The sequence below is a fragment of the Agrobacterium sp. SUL3 genome, from assembly GCF_001263295.1.
Lineage (GTDB): Bacteria > Pseudomonadota > Alphaproteobacteria > Rhizobiales > Rhizobiaceae > Agrobacterium > Agrobacterium tomkonis.
This window is the reverse complement of the sequence record NZ_KQ414519.1, coordinates 38,057-55,521: the sequence shown is the minus strand read 5'-3', so window position 1 is coordinate 55,521 and position 17,465 is coordinate 38,057. Positions and strand designations below refer to the sequence as shown.

Sequence of the window (17,465 nt, the reverse complement as noted above, 5' to 3'; positions counted from 1 at the left end):
ACTACGATTGGTCTGAGGCCAGGCGATTAGTCGTTCCCCGGCCTGCTATCGGGCGGCGCCCCATCTTCGCGCAAAGGATCGCGCGCCGTGTCTGCGAATTCACGTAGCCATGCCCTCGAACTGTCCTCCGTCAGCTTGCCCGAGAGGGTGTCTATGAGGAGCTCAACGTCCGCGTTCAGCGCTTGTGGCTCAACTACATTTTCCGCAGCCTGCCGGAAGATGACGTCATTCAAAGCCTGAAGTTCGCCTCCGAATGCTTCTCTTACTTCCTGGCGTCGGAGAATAGGTGAACCGGATGCGCCATCCGGATAATTCTGCCGCCTTGTCGGAGATCCTGGGTAGAAAGATTGGCCAAGCTTTTCTTCATCGACATCGAGATCAATGCTATCGGCGTCTTCAACGGGGGCTTCCTTCGGCTCACCGCGTTTCTCTTTCCGGCCAGCCGCACCATGCGCGGGTTTACGTCCCGGCTGCGGCTCATTACCAAATTCTTCTTCGACCAGGCCTGCGGCGCGAGTCTCATCGAGGTTCAGCCGGCGACGCAGCTCGTCAAGAGAGGAAATATAAACGTGACGAACGCCGTCCTTCACGATGTAGCGCAGATCTTGCGGCTTCCGGACCCGCTCGATGGCAGCCAGATCGATGTCAGTTCCGAATTTCAAGCTGGCCTGATCGCTGGGCGCGGCTATATCCGGTACAGCTGGCGTGACGGACTCGAGACAGTCACTGTCGGTGATCGTCCACTCAACAGGCTTCAGACAGGGTTTCGACACCATCTTGAACTTGCGGACTTTCGCGAACATACGCTCGCCGCCGGCGTCCAGTTTCATGATCCGCATCAGCGGCATGCCGGTGACCTGCAGGATCGCCTCTTCCGGTTTCATCATCATCAACGTGTTCACCGGAAGGAGATCGACTGACATCGGCACCTTCGAGATTGATCGCTGACGACGGCCATGGCGATGGGAATAGGACGATTGTTCGACCCATTCCGTCGTCTTTCCGGCCGCGAGCGAGACCGCCATTGCATCGTCCTGGTTCTGGAAGTTCATGAAGACCTTGATCGTCGATGCTCCCATCAGAATCTTCTGTCCGGACCGCTGGTACAATCGCTCCAGCTGGGCGCCGTCCTGAAGGATAAAGACGAACCGCACCCCGTTCTTGCGGATCAAGGGGGCGAGCGTCAGCACCGTGTCAATGCGGCCTCCATTGCCAAACTCGTCAAGCATCATCATCACTTCGTGCTCGCCATCGGGCAAAGGACCCATTTGAACAAGCTTGTCGGCCATTTGCTGGATGAACATCGAGATCAGCCGCTCATAGATCTGGATGGCATTCCAGTCGGCCTGGATATAGATCACCAGCTTGCGCTTCCGTATGGTATCGACCGGAATGGTGGTGATTGATGTCAACGCCTCCACGAGCGGGTTCTGCAGGAAGTTGAGCTTGGCGACGATTTCGGCCGCAATCCCCTCACCCAGCTTTTCGTGCCGGCCGGCAAATTTGGTGAGCTGCATACGGGTCTGATCGGAAAGGACCGTTTCGTAGTTCTCCAGCAGCTGAACAATTGCCGTACGCTCGTCAGACATCGAGTTAAGGATACGGTAGAGCTCGCTTAGCGACTTGCGGGTGTCGGGGCATTCGAGCACGAAGCCAAGCATGGCGGTGAGCAGAATCCGGGCGCTCTCCTCCCAGAAATCGGAAGAATCGGAGCGAAGCCGCTCCGGCAGCAGCATCTGCGTCAATTTCTGAAGGTCGGTGATGCGCTGGTGTGGGTCCGTACTGATCAGGTCGAGCGGGTTGTAACCGTCGGTAAATTTCGATCCTGGCGCCAGCAGAAAAGTCTCAAATCCTTTGTCCTTCAGAAAACCGGAGGTCTCCTCGAACAGCTCACCGCTCATGTCGAGCACCACCTGCGAGCCCTCGAAACTCATCATGGAGGGGATAACAAAGCCACGCGACTTTCCCTGTCCGGGGGAGCCGATCAGCATCACATGCTGGTCACCATCGTTGCGCAGAAGAAGTCCTTGCTTGAGCCCAAGCACGATCCCGTGTTTGTCGCGCAAGCGAAAGTCTGCCGCATCCTTGAGGGTGGCAAGACGGGCCCTGCCCATGATCATCCGCTGGCGTTTCTGGATTGCTGCACCAATCGGAAAGCCCACCAGCGCGCCGGCGGCGGCGAGCCCCACGAGTGTAGCCTGGACCGTCTGCCGGGATGGCCGCTGATAGACCCCGGCTGTATCCGTCGTTCCGAACGGCGCCTGATACATTGCGGCAAGATGGCTGCCGTAGTAGCTGGCGATTTCGGCATGTTCGCCAGCCTTCGTGGCAACGAGATAAAAGGCAAAGCCGTAGATAAAAGCGCCAGCCCAGGCGGCGGCAAAGATCAGCGCGGTCAGTGCAATCAGGCTGAACATCGAGCGGACATGCAAGAGATAAAGGATTTTGCGCGACAGCGCCCTGCCGCCCTTGAGCATCCAGATGCACATCAGGAAGAACAGGAAGGGTGATGCAAGCGTGAATGCCAGAAGCGACAAACCAACCGTGTTGCGCGTAAGGATGATCGACCAGGTGTAGCGAGCGGCATCAGCGAACCGCACATAGCCCACATAGTCGAAATACGACATTGAACCGAAGGAAACGACATAGGCGTCGTAGATCAAGGTGAAGAAGGCCAGCCAAATGCAGACTACGCCAACCAGCGCGACAGGCAGTGTGAGAAAAGACAGTTTCTGGAGCCCCGTCCATTTCGGGCGATCAATCTCTCCGTCTGTGAATACGCTGGCCATGTTCATCAACCTCGTCGGCAAAATAGATCTCGCTGACACCGCGCCCGCCGGCGGCGTCGCTCTTCTTCAACTGGACTACGATCGGGATGATCGAGCGGATATAGCGAATGATATCATCGCGCTCCATGCGGACATTGCTATTGAGCACCAGCGTCGAGAGGCGGTTGAAGGCATGGTGCGGCGAGTTGGCGTGGATCGTTGACATCGAGCCAGGGTGACCGGTGTTGATCGCATTCAAAAAATCGAACGCCTCGTCGCCGCGCAGCTCCCCCATGAAGATGCGGTCGGGACGGAGACGAAGCGCCGTCGCCAGCAGGTCGCCCATTGTCACCCTTGCCGCCCCTTGTCCGCCCTTCGAGACCAGCAACGAGACGACGTTTTCCTGGCGGGGTTCGAGCTCGGCCGTGTCCTGCATGAGGATGAAACGCTCGTGGTTGGGGATTGCCGTCAGCATCGTGTTGAGAAAGGTCGTCTTACCGGTGGAGGTGCCACCCGAGATCAGCATGCTGCGATGATTGGCGGCTGCCAGCTCCAGAAAATCCCGCGCCTTTCCGATCCGCAACAATCGCGAGAGCTCGATATCAACATCATCGAGATAATCGTCACCGGTGACCTTGGTGAAACGGAAGGCGCCCGCTTCCTCATAGTCGTTGAGGTCGAACCGTCGGATGAACTGCTTGCGGATCGAGAAAGCGTGACCGGTTGCCGAGGTCGGGCTCAGAACAAACTGAACGCGCTCGCCGCCTGTCAGTGTCGCCGACAAAAGTGGATTCTCCGCATTGATCGTCTGCTTTGTGAAGGAAGCGGCGCGAGACGCCATGTGGCGGATGACATCCTGGTCCAGTCCGGAGATTTCATGGCGCACCATCCGGAGCTGGCCGATCTTCTCCAGCCAGACTTCGTTGCTGCGCTGGCAAGAGATTTCGACGACAGCGGGGTCGTCGAGGAACAGCCGGATCGGCTCGAGCGCCTCGGTCAGAAAGTGCTGTTCGGCGGAAATCTGGGGGCGGGCATTCATTTGCCGTATCTCACTTTGCGCAACCGCTCGAACTCTTCGCGCACCGGGTCAGGATAGAGGCCGGCAAAATCGAGATCGCGCGTCACAAAGACATTGATATCGGAGCCCTGCGGAATGTGAATGGTCGGACGGATGTTGCGGGAATCCTCAAACGCCGTTGCTGCCATTTGCTGGATACCCGATGCAATGGTTTCTGCGGCTATCGAGCGGGCGCGGTCCTGAGAACTTTCCCCATTATCCTGCGGGATGCGGGTGACCGTGCCGTTGTCGTTAACGATGGTGATGTAGCTGTCTTCCTTCTGGCCAAGCTGCGCGATGTACTGTGTCGCGCCGCCGATCAGCGTCATCAGCGCCGGCGGTCCGAACCGCTCCCAATTCTTTCTGTCGACCATGCCGGTCATGCCCGAACGGCCAAGACGGTCCGTCCCATAGGAACCGAGCTGCACCGAGACGCCGTCGCCGCGGATCATCCGCGTCCAGACAATCAGGATCCGCTCCTGCCCCCTCTGGACGCCGGACTTGTAATCACCGATCAGCGAGGATCCGGCGGGGATAAGAATACGACGGCCATCGAAGGAATAGACGTCCTCACGCACAATCCCCTTCACCCTCCCGGCGAGATCGGAGTTGATGGCTGTTTCGAGCGTACCGCGGATCATCGTGCCCTGCGGTATCCAGGCATCGGTACGGCGATTTTCTGTGGCGGCCGACACCTCCACCCCCTGTCCGCCCATCGCCTTCAGGAAGGCACGATCGCCATCGACAGCCCCGCCGCCATCTCCAGTAACGGTATTTGATGCACTGGCCGTGCTACTCGCCCCAAACGGACCTGCGCCAGCAGCGTCGGACGACGTCGCCGAAGCACTTCTCGTCTGGTCGGATTGGTCGAAGACCATGGCGGAGGAGCGGACGCGCTCCAGCAACTTCGCCTTCCGCTCCAGCTCAATGCATTTCGGGTCGTCGGGATTTTTGCCCCGGGAGCAATCGATGTCCGCGGGCGGTGCGACAGGAGCTGCGGCCGGCACCCGCGGCGCCGGTGGTGGCGGAGGCGGAGGTGGTGCTACGGGGACTTCGACCGTGGGCAGCGGTGGCGGTGACGGCGTCCGGAACCCTTCATTTCTCGGTGTCTGGACCGGCCGGAATTCCTCGCGAGGGGTCGTGTCGATCGGCGGCTCCGCCTCCCCACCCGCCAGAAGGAAATACAGGACGACACCGACGCCGGCGATGCTGGCGACGACTGCAAACGGGCGCATGAGGCCTATACCACCGCGCCTGACCTGTCCGCCGATGGATGCATCAGCGTCGATGGAATGGTAGTTGGGATCCGACATGAGCGCCTCCTATCTTGATTGCGATTGTTGGTTGGATGTCCCGCCGCTAATTCGCTTCGGCGATACCGCGCCCTCGATCGGCACCGGTATATCGGCAGGCGTAGTCCTCAGATTGAAAAGGCAGGTCTCGGCTTCGGTCCCAAAGCGCAGCGTCCATTGCCGCGAGACCTTGTCGATAACGATGTAGTCGGCCTCGCGGCGATAATTCACCAGGCTCTCGCGGCGCCTGCCATCGACGATGAAGATTGCCGGGACGTCGCCGGTGAATTTCATGAAGGTCTTCAATCCATCATCGAAGACCCAGAGCGGTTTGGCGCCGTCACTGCCCTTGAACCCGTAGTCGTAATTGACCTTGTCGCGGCGGATGTTCTTGATGTTCGGATTGCGCTGGGCTGCCTCAGCCTGTTTCCAGAGCTCCGCCGTGCCTTTCAGGCCCGCGTCCTCCGGATAGGTGAACCGCAGCTTGAAAGTCTGGTTCTGCATTGCCTTGCTGTCGTTGACACGCAGGTCAAAGGAGTAGGTCCGCTTCGTCGTGACCACCGACAGGTTGGTGGCCGCATCCTTCTCCATCGGTTTCAGGGTGAGCGAGCGCCGGTCGGCCGAGGTGAGGATCTGCCAGGAGACGGTGTCACCCGCGACAACCTGCGTTATGTCCTCATCCGCGCCGAAGAGGATCGTCGTCACCAGCCCGTAGGTGCCCGTCACGAGGAAGACCTGCTCGGCCGAATAGGGAAGTGAGCGGATTCTCGGGTCGAGGCGACCCGGCCTGGCAACCAGTTCAGCATGCGCAACCAGTGGACTCAGCAGCATGAACAAGGACATTGCAACCGTCCGCCGCATCATGGCGCGATCCCTGACGGCATGGTCTCAGGAACTCTTGCATACTCGGTCACGACAAAGCCAAGAGGATTATAGAGACGGACCCGGTTACTGGCGGAAAGGTTGATCTGGCGGTAGCGTATCGTCGCCGACCAGCGCGTGATGACATCGCCACCACGGCGACGTTCCCTTGTTTCGAAGCGAACAGCCATGGTCGATGGATTAAGCGGATTGACCGAGAGGATTTCCGGGCGGATTTCTCCGGTTGCGCCGAGGATCTTAACCGGTCCCCTCGGATTGGAGGGGTTCATCCAGGCCTCGTAATCCTTGAAGGCCTGTGAGCCCGGTTCTGACCACAGCGCAATCATGTCGAAATTATCCGATAGATAGCGGGGATCGTAGGTCTCGCGGCGAATGACGTAATTGCCGGCGAATGCTGCGCGCACGGCCTGGTTTTCCGAAACCGTCGCACGGTCTTTATCGAGCGTGGTTACCGTCTCCATGTAACCCGTGTTCCGATCGACGATCAGCGGAACGACCTCGGTGCGAACAAGCGGAAAGAGCTGCGCCACCGAAAACGACAGCACACCTGCGACGGCCCAGCCGGCCACGGCAAACCCCAGCAGGATGACACCGATCAAGGTACGAAGTGATCGGTTTTTCTCACCCCAGGAAAGGTGCTGATCGTATATGTCCTGCGGACCGGCGACCTGGTCCGTCGGTGTGGTACGCAATTGCTTTCTGAACAATGCCAAGTTCAATCCCCAAAATCATGATCGTCGTTAAGGTTTGCGAGCTACGTCGTCGGTCAGACCCGGCTTCCATATGGAAAAGCTGGATTCGACCCGCGCATTTCTCGCCTCATTCACCGCTGCGCCGGCGCATGGTCAGCATGCGGCCGAGCGCTCCGGCACCCGCCATCGTGCCGCGGCCGGCAAGTGCCGCCGCGGTCAACGCGCCTTTTGGCCCTGCCATCATGCCAAGGGCCAATGCGGCGGCCTGCCCGCTTCTGGAAGTGCTGGAACCGAGTCTCGCGCGAGCCGCGCCATATATCGTGCTGGCTCCGCCTCCGCCGGGAGTACCTGACGTCATCGTGCCGTAGGCAAATGTTCTCGCGAAATCAGGAACCTGAAAAATGAAATAGGAGATCAGCGCCAGGTAGAGCACCATCGCCAGCACGATCGCGAGCGCATTTTCCTTGGTCGCCATGTCGCCACTGATCGTGTCCATCATGCCGATCAGAAAGCCGAACGACAGCCCGGCCATGACATAGGTGAAAAGCAGCATGAACATGCCGTAGGCGATACCTCTCACCCACGCATCGAAGACGAAACGCGTGATACCGAAGAAATAGGAAAGGATGGCGATCGGGCCGATAGCCAGCATGACTGCGGTGATCATCTTGGCGAACAGCGTCACGCCGGTCAGAATGAGCAGCATCGGCAGCAGGCCAAAGACCAGTACGATGAAGACCACCACTGCACCGGTGACGTTCGGCAGCCATCCGGATTCATAGGAATTGAAGAGCTGCATGGCGAAGTCGTAGACCTTGCGCGACATGCTGGCGACTTGGCTGGCAAGTTCGGAGCCGGCGGATTGCCCTCCCATCGCCGAAGAAATGGCAGCCCCAAGATCCTGCGGTGACGTCAGCACGAACTGGCCGATATTGTCGTAGAAGGTCGCCCAGGACATGACCAGCGCATAGGCAAGCGCGAGTTTCGAGGCCGTGATCGCCATATCCTGAAGAGATACGCTCGACAGGCCGAGCGCGCCCCAAAGAAAGTAGAGAATGAGAAATAGCGCCAGTATAGACGAGACGAGATTACCGTTCTCGGCGAACAATCCCCAGGCTTTCTCTAGGGATGCCTCGTTGATCTTGTCGAAGTATGAGAGTGCGTCGCCATAAAAATTGACCGCATAGCTGACCGGATCCATCATCCCCCCTGAAAGGAGTTGACGGGTCGCATCGGACCGCAATCGTTGTTGACGATGTCCGCGAGCGCTTGCTCCGGTGCCGTCGGCTTCTGCCCTGCCTCGTAGGCGAGAGACGGTATGGGGTTCTCATCAGCCGAGCATTTCGCCAGCTGTTCGAACTTGCCCGCGCATCCGGATAAGATGATAAGGGCGAGGACCGGCGCCGGGAGAAACCTCACTGGTTCTGCTCCTCGAATGCCTGCAGCTGCTCGCGAATCGAAGCCTCGCCCGCGCCACCACCGCCATCGCGCATCACGCTGTCGGGAAGCGTTGCGAACGTCTTGAGGTTCTGGGATGAGGTTGCAAGGGCCGCCTTATACTGCTGGTTCAGCAGCATCACCTGGTTGTTGAGCGAGCCGACGGCCTCGTTGGCGGTCTGGTTGCCCTGCAGCACCATCTGCGTGTTCTGTTCGAGCGCGCCCTTCAGATCCTGTGCCGTGCCGATCTGCTCCGTCGCCTGCATGAAGGCGTTCTGCCGGTCCTTGGTGGCGCTGTTCATTGCGTCGGTCAGGGCAGTCAGCGTCGTCAGCGCGTTGATGCCTTGCGAATAGGCCTGATTGGCGCCAGAAAGCTCGCCTCCCTTGACGGTATCGACAACCATTTTCACCAGATTGAGCCCATTGATCAGCTTGGCGGCGGTGTTCTGGAATTCACCGCTGATGCCGCCGAACAACGCTTCGTTTCCCGACAGGATGCTGTTGAAATCAGGCGCCTGGCCCATACTGAACCCATTGCCGGTGGCGAGCCTGGCAAACTGGCTTGCATCCTGTGACCGGTCGCCAGTGATCGCCTGAAGCGTCTTGATCGTATTGTCCTTGACGATCGACGTGTCGCCCTGGATCTGCTTCGAGAGCTTTTCGATCTCCTGGCTTATCGCGATATTGGCCGCGTCTTTGACCGGGACCTGCGCAAAGGCGTGCGACATACTGGTGATACTGAGCGCTGCGGCAACAACGATTTTCTTCATCTGCCTGTCCTCTCTCTCTTCCTGTTCAATTTGCAGTTGGCCTGGCGTCGACAACTGTCACGAGCCCGAGCGCCGGGTCCTCCAACACCGAAAAGGTCGCGACATCGCCACTGGCGCGTGCCTGCTCCTGAAGGTCCTCGAGCCAACGCTGAATCTGATCTGTGGTGGCGGTTGTTGGCACCGCAAAGCATCGGGTGCTGCCGGTATCAATGATGGTCGAGGGGCACTGGACTTCAGCCATGACGAGCGAACCATCGTGGTCCTTGGCGTTGCCGCCTCCCGAGCCGCGCAAGGCCGCAGAAGAAGACTGGAGCCCAGCCTGCAGACGCTGCAAATATTGCTGGTTTGCCGCAAGCGATTTTCCCAGGAGCTCGTTCCAGACTGAACCACGTTCGACCTGCGCCTGAGTATTGCGGTCGACGGCCTTTTTCAGCTGCTCCCCGCATCCGCGCGCATCACTGACGGTTTCCGTCTCGACATCATCGCCCGACGGGGTCCGGTCGCCGTTCTCAGCCTTGTTCCGGCTGTAGTAGGCCGAGACTTTTTTGACGTAATCCTGTGTCTCGGGAATATTGGGTATCCGTCCGTTCTGGAGGGACTGACGGTAAGGCCCGGCATTGTATCCGGCGGCGATCAGGTCATAGCGATTGCCGAACATGCCCTGCAATTGCTTGATGTATTTGACGCCGCCGCGGATATTGTCGCGCAGGTCGTAAGGGTTGACGCCGAGACCCGCCGCGGTCCCGGGCATGAGTTGCATGACGCCGGTCGCGCCAACCGGCGAGCGCGCCGATTGGCGGAAGCGTGACTCCTGCTCGGCGATCGCCAGCGCGAAATTGGGATCGACCCCCTGGCGGATCGCCTCGTCCGTCACCATACGGGCAACTTCCTGCTGGCTATGCGTGCGCTTCGACGGGCTGGCAGGCGTGGTCTCACCGGCCATGCCATCGGCCGAGCAATCCGCCGGCGCACCGGATCCCTGCCCGGGCGCTACGCTGTCTGTCGTGCCGCCTGACGCACCCTTCAACGCTTGCGTGTCCGACTGATAGGTCTTGTACCAGTTCTCCGTCGCCTGCTGGATCTTCCGGCGGGCGTTATCGATTACCGGCACTTGCGCAAAGACGGGTGCGGATGTGAGTAAAGTGGAGAGCACGATAGCGCCGACGGTCGCCAGTTCAGGAAATCTTGCGTTGGTCATCTGACGCATCCCCCTCCCAGTCGCAGAATTTCGACAGCCAGTTCTTCGGATCGTTGCCATATTCGTCGAGCAGCATCTCGACCTCGCGGACGGTCTCCTCGCGGCCGGACAGCACCCTGATGAATTCTGGCATATGGGACATGTCGACACGGGCGATCACGCTGCTCTTCGCCTGCTTGATCAGCATGAAGCGGGAGGCCGGGTCGCCATTCTTGACCCAATCGAACTCAGCCCTCGAAAGCCCGAAATGCTCCATGTAGGAGTTTTCGTCGGCTTTCGGATTGGCGAAGAAGATGTTGGTCGATGTCTGTTCGATGATCGTCCGGCTGACGCTCGACTGCACCACGTCGTCGGCCGACTGGGTGCCGAAGATAACGAGGCCATTCCGTTTACGAATGGTCTTGAAGTAATCCTTCATGGTGCGCTTGAACTCGTCGTCGTCGAGCAGCTTCCAGGCTTCGTCCATGAGATTGATGATCGGTGCCTTGCCGTCATAGACCTCATCGAGCCGATGGAACATGTAAAGGAGTGCTGCGGTTCGCACCGGGGGATCGTCGAGGATCGACGTCATGTCGAAGCCAATCATCGGCCGGGAGATATCGAGATTGTCGTCGGCATTGTCGAAGAGCCACGCATAGGGTCCGTGATCAACCCACTTGTCGAGCCGCGCGATCAGGCTTCCCTCGGTCCGCTCACTGCCCGCCAGCAGGGCGCGGAGTGACGACAGGCGGCGATAGGATCGGTCCTTTGTCTTCAAGACCGACTTGATCGCGGTGCGGATGATGATCTCTTCCTGTGGCGTCAGGCTCTCGCCTTCCTTCGCCGGCTTCAACATGAAGCTTAAGAGACGATAGAGGAAAACGCGGTTCTCCTCGGTATCGTCGAGGAGCAATGGGTTCCAACCGGACGGCTCGCCAGGTTCGAGCGTCATATAGGTTCCGCCGGCCGCCCGTACCATGATGTCGAGACCGCGGTCCTTGTCGAAGACGATCGTTTTCAGGCGCGGGCTGACGCGGTAGGCCTGAAGGATCAGGAAGGCCATGATCACGGTCTTGCCGGAACCCGTCGGTCCGAACACCGTTGTGTGCCCGACATCGCCCTGGTGAAAGTTGAAGAAGAACGGCGTGCCTGACGTCGTTTCGAAAATGGTGATCGCTGGACCCCAATGATTGCCGTCCGGCTTGCCGTAGGGATAGGCGTGAAAGCTGCTCAGGCCCGCGCAATTGAGCGTCGAGATTACGGCACGTCGGGCGATATAGGCCTGATTGCCAGGGAGCTGCGCCCAATAGGCCGGTTCCGCGTTCAGATCTTCGCGGACATAGGAGGCACCCAGCGCACCAAGTTCGTTGCCAATCAGGGCGACACCATCGTCGAGTTGGGCCGCCGATCTCGCCACTGGCATGACGGTGAGATGATGCTCGGCGAAGGCAACGCGTTTCCTCGCCAGTTCATCACGCGCAAGATCGAGATTGGCGTGCACGCTGGAACCACCCTCGTCTGCCTTCGACAGCTGCCGGTCGAGGCGCTCGATCCTGCTTCTCGCGGCCATGTCGTCAATGAAAGACATGGATTGGGCAAGCACCATCTCGAATGGGAGCTTGAGAATGTAATCGAGCATGCCGGCGCCCGTCTCGGGCGGATATTCCTTCAAGGACACCACCGCGGCATAGCGGTCATCGCCAGGCGTATCGCCCTGAAGATGGATGGTTCGGTTGCCGATCGATGTGCGGCGCGCTGGCAGCATCGCGTCTATGGGGAGGTTGCCGAGCCGGATCGGTCGGACACGGCCGCCATTCAGCAGCGTGTAGAAGAACTCGCATTGTTCCGAAAACCAGATTTTTTGAGTCCCCTCCTCGACCTCCATGTTTTCGGAAAAGTCGCGGTAGATCGTCTTGCCGTTGCCAAGATCCACCTGGATGCGCTGTACGTCGCGCAGGACTTTGGGACCGTAAGCGGCAAGCGACTTCTCGAGCGCCTTGGTGGCTTCAACCAATTTGTCTCGCATCGAGCGAAACTGCTCCTTGCGAACGACATCGCCACCGATGCCCATGATGCGGGAAAGCGCGGATCCTTGTTTGAACAGCGGGCGCACGACGAGCGAGATGTAGGTGTCGTTGACGAACATCTCGTTGCGCGAGATGCTCGCCTGATAGACATCGTCCAGACGCTGGATAAAGGGGTCGGTAAAGGTTGCCGGCAAGGACGGTGCGACCTTGCGCCTGACAACATGGGTGTAGAGCGCAAAATTGCCAATCGAGGAAATGGCGCGGAAAGCCGAGTTTCGCTGCCGCTGCAGCATGTTGATCGTTTCAATGTCGGCCGTTTCGAACGAAAAACCTGTGAGACGCAGGGTCGAGACCAGGCAATCGTTCTTCAGCCGGATAATGCCGTTTTCGATCGGAACGTAGAAGGGAACATGGGTCGAGATACTGCGATCGGCGAAGATCTCCCAACCCTTCGACAAACTTCCCTTCAGCGATCTTGCCATCGTGCTCATCGGTCAGGCTCCGTAGGTCCGGATACCCCCGCCAAGTCTGCGGCCGAGGGGATTTATGCCGCACATGCTGAGACGGCCGAGGATGTCGAAGAACCAGAGATCGAGTTTGACCGTCAGCACATAAAGAATCCCGTGCAGGATGACGAAGGAGACGGGAAACCAGAGGATGGAGCCCAGCACCATGAACACCATCAGCGAGACGAAGCATTCCGCCAGGAAGTAGGTGTAAGGGATCCCCATCACCGTCGGCGGCCGCGTGAGGGCCAGGATGACGGGATAGGATTCGATATAGTCGTCACCGCCTGACGTCTTGTTGCCGGAGTTCGCCATGATTACGATCCCGCCCCAGCTAAGAAGTCGACAGGCTCAGCGGCAGCGAACATGCCGGCGAGGCTTCCACCGACCCGCAGAAGCGCGCCCCAGGACCAGAAGCCAAAGGCCGCTGCCAGGAACATACCGATGAACGCGATCGCGCCGACGGAGCGACCGAATGCGCCAGTGAAGAACTGTACCAGTCTGTCGGCAGCATTCTCCAGGGCATCGAGGCTCTGCGCTGCCGCCGGCTCGTATTGACTGACGAACAGCACCGAGGCGGCAAGCAGCACCATCGCGGCATGGCCGGCCCACTTGCGTTTGACCAGGGAGCGGCAGGTTACGCTGCCAACAAGAATTGCCATGACCACTATGTTCATTGAAGTACCTCTTCCTTGACGATTTTGACCGGACCGCCGAGTTGCGCCGCTTTCAGCGGCTGCGGGTAGCGGCTGTCCGAAGCGAGCGGGCTTGCAGCTGAGAAAACAAGCATCGGGGACCTTGCCCGGTCGGCCGGGCCTGATCGGCGGTGCTGATTGGATTGAGAGTCAGGTGTCGGAGCAGGTGTCGGAGGCTGGGAGCTTGCCGACTTGCCGGTGTAGTAGCCGACAACACGTGTCACATAGTCCGCGGTTTCGCGGATCAGCGGCAGGGATTGATGCGCGTCAACGCGGGGTTCTCCAGCATTGTATGCGGAGGCGATCAGCACAGGGTTGCTATACTTGTCGATGAGCACCCGCAGGAAACGCGTGCCCGCGCGAATGTTCGGTTCGGGGTCGGTGAGGTCATGGACGCCAAAGGCCTCGCCGATCTTCGGCATGACCTGCATCAAACCGATGGCGCCGGCCGAACTGACAAGGCCGGGATCGAACCTTGCGTTTTCCGCCCGCATGATCGACAGAACCCAGTTCGGATCGACGTCCTCCTCGGCTGCGATTGTCAACGCAAGGGCTGCGTAGTCTTCAGGTACGCCGGAAAGCAGGTCGGGACGGGCTTGCGTCACTGTCCGATCGGAAGACGTGCGTGCTTCGACGGCTGGATTGGTAGACCGATGGACGGTGCCTGCGTCAGACGAGAAAACGCTGATGGGCGAGAGCACGGCGCGGTCGCGCCGTGCTCTCATGCTGCCGGCCGCTTCTCCCGGTAGCTCTGTGTTACTGTCGTCGGCTTCAATCGCTGCTTCTGCAACAAATGAAAGAATTGCGGGAATTGCGTTGGTATTGGCCTGTCCCCCAAAACGCTCATTGAAACTGGTAAGGTCGATGCTTGGCGGTGGGTGTGGGTCAGCGTCGACGGCGAGTGCTGACAGCGCATCGGGCTCACTTGAGGTTTCACCCGCGAACCGGAACGACCAATCGGTATGGTCATGGTTCTCGCCGATCTTGAGTGGGTCGCTCTCGGCGGACGTTGCGGCAAGACATGTAGCCAGGAGCACAGACGTCACCGCAGGCCAGACTGCCCTTCGTAACACTCTGGATCGCGGTCTAATCACAGAAGAAAGCAGGCTGTCATCCATTCCGAACCAGTCCATAACTTGTACTTCAATACAAGTTATGGACTGCAATCCGCGCCGGAAATCAACTGAAAAATATAACTGGAGTACAAGTTTTATCCCAAAGGCCGATATCGCCTTCAGAAATACTACACAAAATCAATCCTTTAGCCGCGACCACCGATCCGGCTTCCATCGATACTCGATCTGGTCTCGATCGCCAAGAATTTGAGCCAAACGAACAGCGGTTCCCCCTTTGACCAGCACGAAACCGGCGTCGGCACCTGACTGTCCTTGATAGATTCGGCACGTAAAATTTGGCAGTTCCCGCTGGATCCTGGATACCGGCCAGCAAGAAGAAACCTGATAACGAGAACCATCAAGATTCGGCGCGAAGCCACGTGAGACCTGCTGCACCGGCCCAAGACGATGGCGCCCGAACGACGTGCCATACTCCAGCTGGCACTCGGTGATATTTCTGGGATAGTTCCTGCAGGCTGTGAGGCTGAGATAGGCATACGGCGCTGGCGGCAGCGGCCGGGGCGGCTGCTCAAGCCGCCCGCATGCGGCCAAGGGAATTGCGACGGCCATAGGCCAAAACAGCGCCTTCAAGATTTGCACGGCTCACCTCCTAAGTTTCCTGCTGATATCCGGCATGTTCGAGGGCTTCGAGAAAGAGATCCCGTGCGAGCCCGCAATAGGGCGACGAAGGCTGCGCCAGATGCAATTTGGTCAGGACCAACCCAAGCGTTCCAATGGTCGTGGTTACCTCTTTGAGGTCATCATTCAGGCCATCGCGAAACAGTTCACGTCCATCATGGCCCTTGACGACGATCGCATAGTCGTTGCGGGCAATGCTGTGCCACAGTTCGACGGTACCGGTTTCGCCGTCCTGGGTTTCCGTGTCGCAGGTGAGCATCATCGCGTAGTCTGGAAGAGGAACGTCGCACTCCTCGATCCAGGTCCCGCAAGCAAACTCCGTAAGAGCCACCACAGACGAGAACAGCAGCAAACGTTCGTTTACCAGCAGCCGCCGTTGCCCGAGGCGCACAAAGCCGTTCATAACACCCGAACGGACGAGATTTGGCGCGAGACCTTCCTCGCAGTGCTCGCAGATCTGCACCAACTGATCGTTCCGGACAGAGAACGTGTTGTGAAAACGACCGAGAACCAAGCGTTCGATGTTTTCGGTGCGGCCGCCAAGCGACTCGACGAATGCGAACGCGCCAAACCGCGTCCAGGCTTGCTTGACATCACTCTCAGCCGATAACTCTGCGGTGCTCACCAGACTGGATGGGCCAGCCACGATACCTGCGGTCCGCGTCTCAGCACCGCAGTGCGGGCAATCAATGCTGACCGGTACACGGTACCATTCCTTCGTCAGTAGAGATCGGTGGCTTGTCAGTGGGAAACCCGTCTTGCTATTTTGCTGGTGGGACTTGCGGATATCAGTGCATAGCCGGCGCTCATCGCCTTGCAGCAAGAAAGAAATGTCATCGAACATAGTGAGAGCACAGCGACGCGACTTGCACTTCAATACAAGTTTGTAGCAGTCATAGTCGAAACGCTCAAGATGGGGAAGTCAGGTTTGGTGGTGGAACCGGCCAAAGCAATCCGGTCGTGTCCCCCCTGAGATTCGCGGGTGGTTGCGCCGACAGCCTTGGCGCTGGAAAACTACCGTTCGGACACATCCTCGACAGCTGCGCATATTACCGGCCAACGCGGCTCGCCCGACGGAGTTCGCCGGACGTCAATGTCTCGACCTCAAGCCCAAGCTGGACAGCACATTCAAATAGCAGCAGAAACATTCCTTCCAGAACACTGGGTCATTTCAGGTCGAACAGAACTAACGCATCGGAAACAAGAACGGCCACCGTTCAAGCCGCCACCTGGTCCAGCCTCCGGTCGAGTTCGCGAACGGAAATACCGAGCAGTTCAGCAGCCCGCGATTCACCGATTACCCCCTCAGCTAGGGCGCGGAAGCACAGGCGCTCGAAGCGCCTTGGTTCTTCTACTTCAGGAGCCAAGCTTTCCGGCTCCTCATAGGGCGCATCGCGCCATCCTCTTTCTGAAAAGACCTTGAAGAGTCGTGTGCAAGCGGCCTGGCTGATAATGCCGAGATCCTGACAACGGTATGCAAGCGCCTGGACGCTCACACCGAAACGTTTCTTCAGCGCAACCAGCTCTCCAATGCTGATCGACGATCGATGCGCGCCAACCTCTGCACGCAAAACATCGGCCGGCATTAGAAAGGCGCCAGCGAAGCGATGTGCGGCTTTTTCCTCGTCAACCCCGTCGCACGGCGCAATGACCATGTGCCCCAATTCATGTGCAAGGTTGAATCTTTTGCGCTCGGACCAAGTGCTGCGCTTGACGACAATCACTCGCGCAGCTTCGCGCTCCTTACGTCGAACCTTGGCGGCGAGCCCATCCACATTGTCGAGATCGAGTGATAAAACCTTTATTCCTCGCTCTTCAAGCAACTCTGCAAGCTGTGGAATCGGATCGTTGCCGAGACCCCAATCGTCGCGGACGGATCGGGCTGCATCCTCGGCATCGCGAACGTCGGTGACTGGATGCGGCGCGCTCCGTGGCTGCTCCCACTCTACGCTCCGCAAGTGAAGCAGGTCTTCAACGGCAAGATAGCGCTCCAGCATGTGGATGGCACGGGCCTCCAGCGTTGCTACTTCCTTGGAGGACGTTCCCAATTTTTTTCGGAAATCTACACCCTCGAGCGAAAGCTCATCGTCCCTGAGAAGGTATTCTTCCGAGACGGCGAGGGCCTTGGCCAACGCCATCAGAATTCCAGAACTTGGCATGTCCTCGTTTCGTTCATATTTTCCAATGGCTTGCGCAGAAACGATCCGGTCCATAGCATCCGCAAGAGCGCGCAACGAGAATCCCGATGCCGATCGGGCAACCTTAAGCTTGTTTCCGATCATAATGGCCTCCTTGTAACAGTCGGTTTCCATAACTATGTGTACAACTTATTTTTGTAAACTAAGTTCCCTTGCAGGGTGAAAAATGCACTCCCATATCCCGAGCGCTGCGGCGTTTGGCGCACCTTT

Annotated in this window: 15 protein-coding genes; all 15 read right to left on the bottom strand. The window is 58.7% G+C overall.

Going from position 1 to position 17,465, the window contains the following annotated elements; translation table 11 throughout:
* Positions 1 to 26: 26 nt before the first annotated feature.
* Positions 27 to 2,789 carry a type IV secretory system conjugative DNA transfer family protein gene (locus AKG12_RS25495; RefSeq protein WP_052820925.1) on the bottom strand — a complete coding sequence of 921 codons (2,763 nt, stop codon included), beginning with the start codon at positions 2,787 to 2,789 and terminating at the stop codon, positions 27 to 29.
* Entirely contained in the window at positions 2,758 to 3,807 is a 1,050-nt protein-coding gene (gene virB11 / locus AKG12_RS25490) for a P-type DNA transfer ATPase VirB11 (RefSeq protein ID WP_052820924.1), read from the bottom strand. Before virB11 ends, AKG12_RS25495 begins: the two co-directional genes overlap by 32 nt.
* Positions 3,804 to 5,138 carry a type IV secretion system protein VirB10 gene (virB10, locus tag AKG12_RS25485; RefSeq protein ID WP_052820923.1) on the bottom strand — a complete coding sequence of 445 codons (1,335 nt, stop codon included), beginning with the start codon at positions 5,136 to 5,138 and terminating at the stop codon, positions 3,804 to 3,806. The genes virB11 and virB10 overlap by 4 nt, the downstream gene beginning before the upstream one ends.
* Positions 5,139 to 5,147: 9 nt before the next feature.
* Positions 5,148 to 5,960 (bottom strand): TrbG/VirB9 family P-type conjugative transfer protein, encoded by an 813-nt coding sequence (locus AKG12_RS25480; protein ID WP_234905337.1) that lies wholly within the window; start codon positions 5,958 to 5,960, stop codon positions 5,148 to 5,150.
* A 17-nt stretch (positions 5,961 to 5,977) separates the two neighbouring features.
* The gene (locus AKG12_RS25475; protein ID WP_052820921.1) at positions 5,978 to 6,712 is read right to left on the bottom strand and encodes a VirB8 family type IV secretion system protein; all 735 of its coding nucleotides are present in this window, start codon (positions 6,710 to 6,712) and stop codon (positions 5,978 to 5,980) included.
* A 106-nt stretch (positions 6,713 to 6,818) separates the two neighbouring features.
* The gene (locus tag AKG12_RS25470) at positions 6,819 to 7,895 is read right to left on the bottom strand and encodes a TrbL/VirB6 family protein (protein ID WP_285277932.1); all 1,077 of its coding nucleotides are present in this window, start codon (positions 7,893 to 7,895) and stop codon (positions 6,819 to 6,821) included.
* A gap of 211 nt (positions 7,896 to 8,106) precedes the next feature.
* Complete coding sequence (locus AKG12_RS25460) at positions 8,107 to 8,898, bottom strand: hypothetical protein (RefSeq protein ID WP_052820918.1); 792 nt, start codon at positions 8,896 to 8,898, stop codon at positions 8,107 to 8,109.
* Between the two features lie 25 nt (positions 8,899 to 8,923).
* A complete protein-coding gene (locus AKG12_RS25455; RefSeq protein WP_052820917.1) occupies positions 8,924 to 10,096 on the bottom strand; it encodes a lytic transglycosylase domain-containing protein in 1,173 nt (390 codons plus the stop codon).
* Positions 10,074 to 12,593 carry a VirB4 family type IV secretion/conjugal transfer ATPase gene (locus AKG12_RS25450; RefSeq protein WP_052820916.1) on the bottom strand — a complete coding sequence of 840 codons (2,520 nt, stop codon included), beginning with the start codon at positions 12,591 to 12,593 and terminating at the stop codon, positions 10,074 to 10,076. The genes AKG12_RS25455 and AKG12_RS25450 overlap by 23 nt, the downstream gene beginning before the upstream one ends.
* A 3-nt stretch (positions 12,594 to 12,596) precedes the next feature.
* Positions 12,597 to 12,923, bottom strand: coding sequence for a VirB3 family type IV secretion system protein (locus tag AKG12_RS25445; protein ID WP_052820915.1), 327 nt, complete (start codon positions 12,921 to 12,923; stop codon positions 12,597 to 12,599).
* A 2-nt stretch (positions 12,924 to 12,925) separates the two neighbouring features.
* The gene (locus tag AKG12_RS25440) at positions 12,926 to 13,285 is read right to left on the bottom strand and encodes a TrbC/VirB2 family protein (protein ID WP_052820914.1); all 360 of its coding nucleotides are present in this window, start codon (positions 13,283 to 13,285) and stop codon (positions 12,926 to 12,928) included.
* The gene (locus tag AKG12_RS25435; RefSeq protein ID WP_052820952.1) at positions 13,282 to 14,421 is read right to left on the bottom strand and encodes a lytic transglycosylase domain-containing protein; all 1,140 of its coding nucleotides are present in this window, start codon (positions 14,419 to 14,421) and stop codon (positions 13,282 to 13,284) included. The genes AKG12_RS25440 and AKG12_RS25435 overlap by 4 nt, the downstream gene beginning before the upstream one ends.
* A gap of 135 nt (positions 14,422 to 14,556) precedes the next feature.
* Positions 14,557 to 15,018: a hypothetical protein gene (locus tag AKG12_RS30430; protein WP_141402095.1), complete on the bottom strand. Its 462-nt coding sequence runs from the start codon at positions 15,016 to 15,018 to the stop codon at positions 14,557 to 14,559.
* A gap of 10 nt (positions 15,019 to 15,028) precedes the next feature.
* Positions 15,029 to 15,901, bottom strand: a complete 873-nt coding sequence (locus AKG12_RS25430; protein WP_237681278.1) for a hypothetical protein — start codon at positions 15,899 to 15,901, stop codon at positions 15,029 to 15,031.
* Between the two features lie 373 nt (positions 15,902 to 16,274).
* Positions 16,275 to 17,339: a helix-turn-helix domain-containing protein gene (locus AKG12_RS25425; RefSeq protein ID WP_052820950.1), complete on the bottom strand. Its 1,065-nt coding sequence runs from the start codon at positions 17,337 to 17,339 to the stop codon at positions 16,275 to 16,277.
* Between the last annotated feature and the right edge of the window lie 126 nt (positions 17,340 to 17,465).

Excerpts from the sequence above, each read along its gene's own strand:
- AKG12_RS25445 (WP_052820915.1), bottom strand. The coding sequence starts at position 12,923 with ATGGCGAACTCCGGCAACAAGACGTCAGGCGGTGACGACTATATCGAA.
- AKG12_RS25430 (WP_237681278.1), bottom strand. The coding sequence starts at position 15,901 with ATGTTCGATGACATTTCTTTCTTGCTGCAAGGCGATGAGCGCCGGCTA.
- AKG12_RS25495 (WP_052820925.1), bottom strand. The coding sequence starts at position 2,789 with ATGGCCAGCGTATTCACAGACGGAGAGATTGATCGCCCGAAATGGACG.
- AKG12_RS25440 (WP_052820914.1), bottom strand. The coding sequence starts at position 13,285 with ATGAACATAGTGGTCATGGCAATTCTTGTTGGCAGCGTAACCTGCCGC.
- virB11 (WP_052820924.1), bottom strand. The coding sequence starts at position 3,807 with ATGAATGCCCGCCCCCAGATTTCCGCCGAACAGCACTTTCTGACCGAG.
- AKG12_RS25450 (WP_052820916.1), bottom strand. The coding sequence starts at position 12,593 with ATGAGCACGATGGCAAGATCGCTGAAGGGAAGTTTGTCGAAGGGTTGG.
- AKG12_RS25425 (WP_052820950.1), bottom strand. The coding sequence starts at position 17,339 with ATGATCGGAAACAAGCTTAAGGTTGCCCGATCGGCATCGGGATTCTCG.
- AKG12_RS25470 (WP_285277932.1), bottom strand. The coding sequence starts at position 7,895 with ATGATGGATCCGGTCAGCTATGCGGTCAATTTTTATGGCGACGCACTC.
- AKG12_RS25435 (WP_052820952.1), bottom strand. The coding sequence starts at position 14,421 with ATGGATGACAGCCTGCTTTCTTCTGTGATTAGACCGCGATCCAGAGTG.
- AKG12_RS25480 (WP_234905337.1), bottom strand. The coding sequence starts at position 5,960 with ATGTCCTTGTTCATGCTGCTGAGTCCACTGGTTGCGCATGCTGAACTG.
- virB10 (WP_052820923.1), bottom strand. The coding sequence starts at position 5,138 with ATGTCGGATCCCAACTACCATTCCATCGACGCTGATGCATCCATCGGC.
- AKG12_RS25455 (WP_052820917.1), bottom strand. The coding sequence starts at position 10,096 with ATGACCAACGCAAGATTTCCTGAACTGGCGACCGTCGGCGCTATCGTG.
- AKG12_RS25460 (WP_052820918.1), bottom strand. The coding sequence starts at position 8,898 with ATGAAGAAAATCGTTGTTGCCGCAGCGCTCAGTATCACCAGTATGTCG.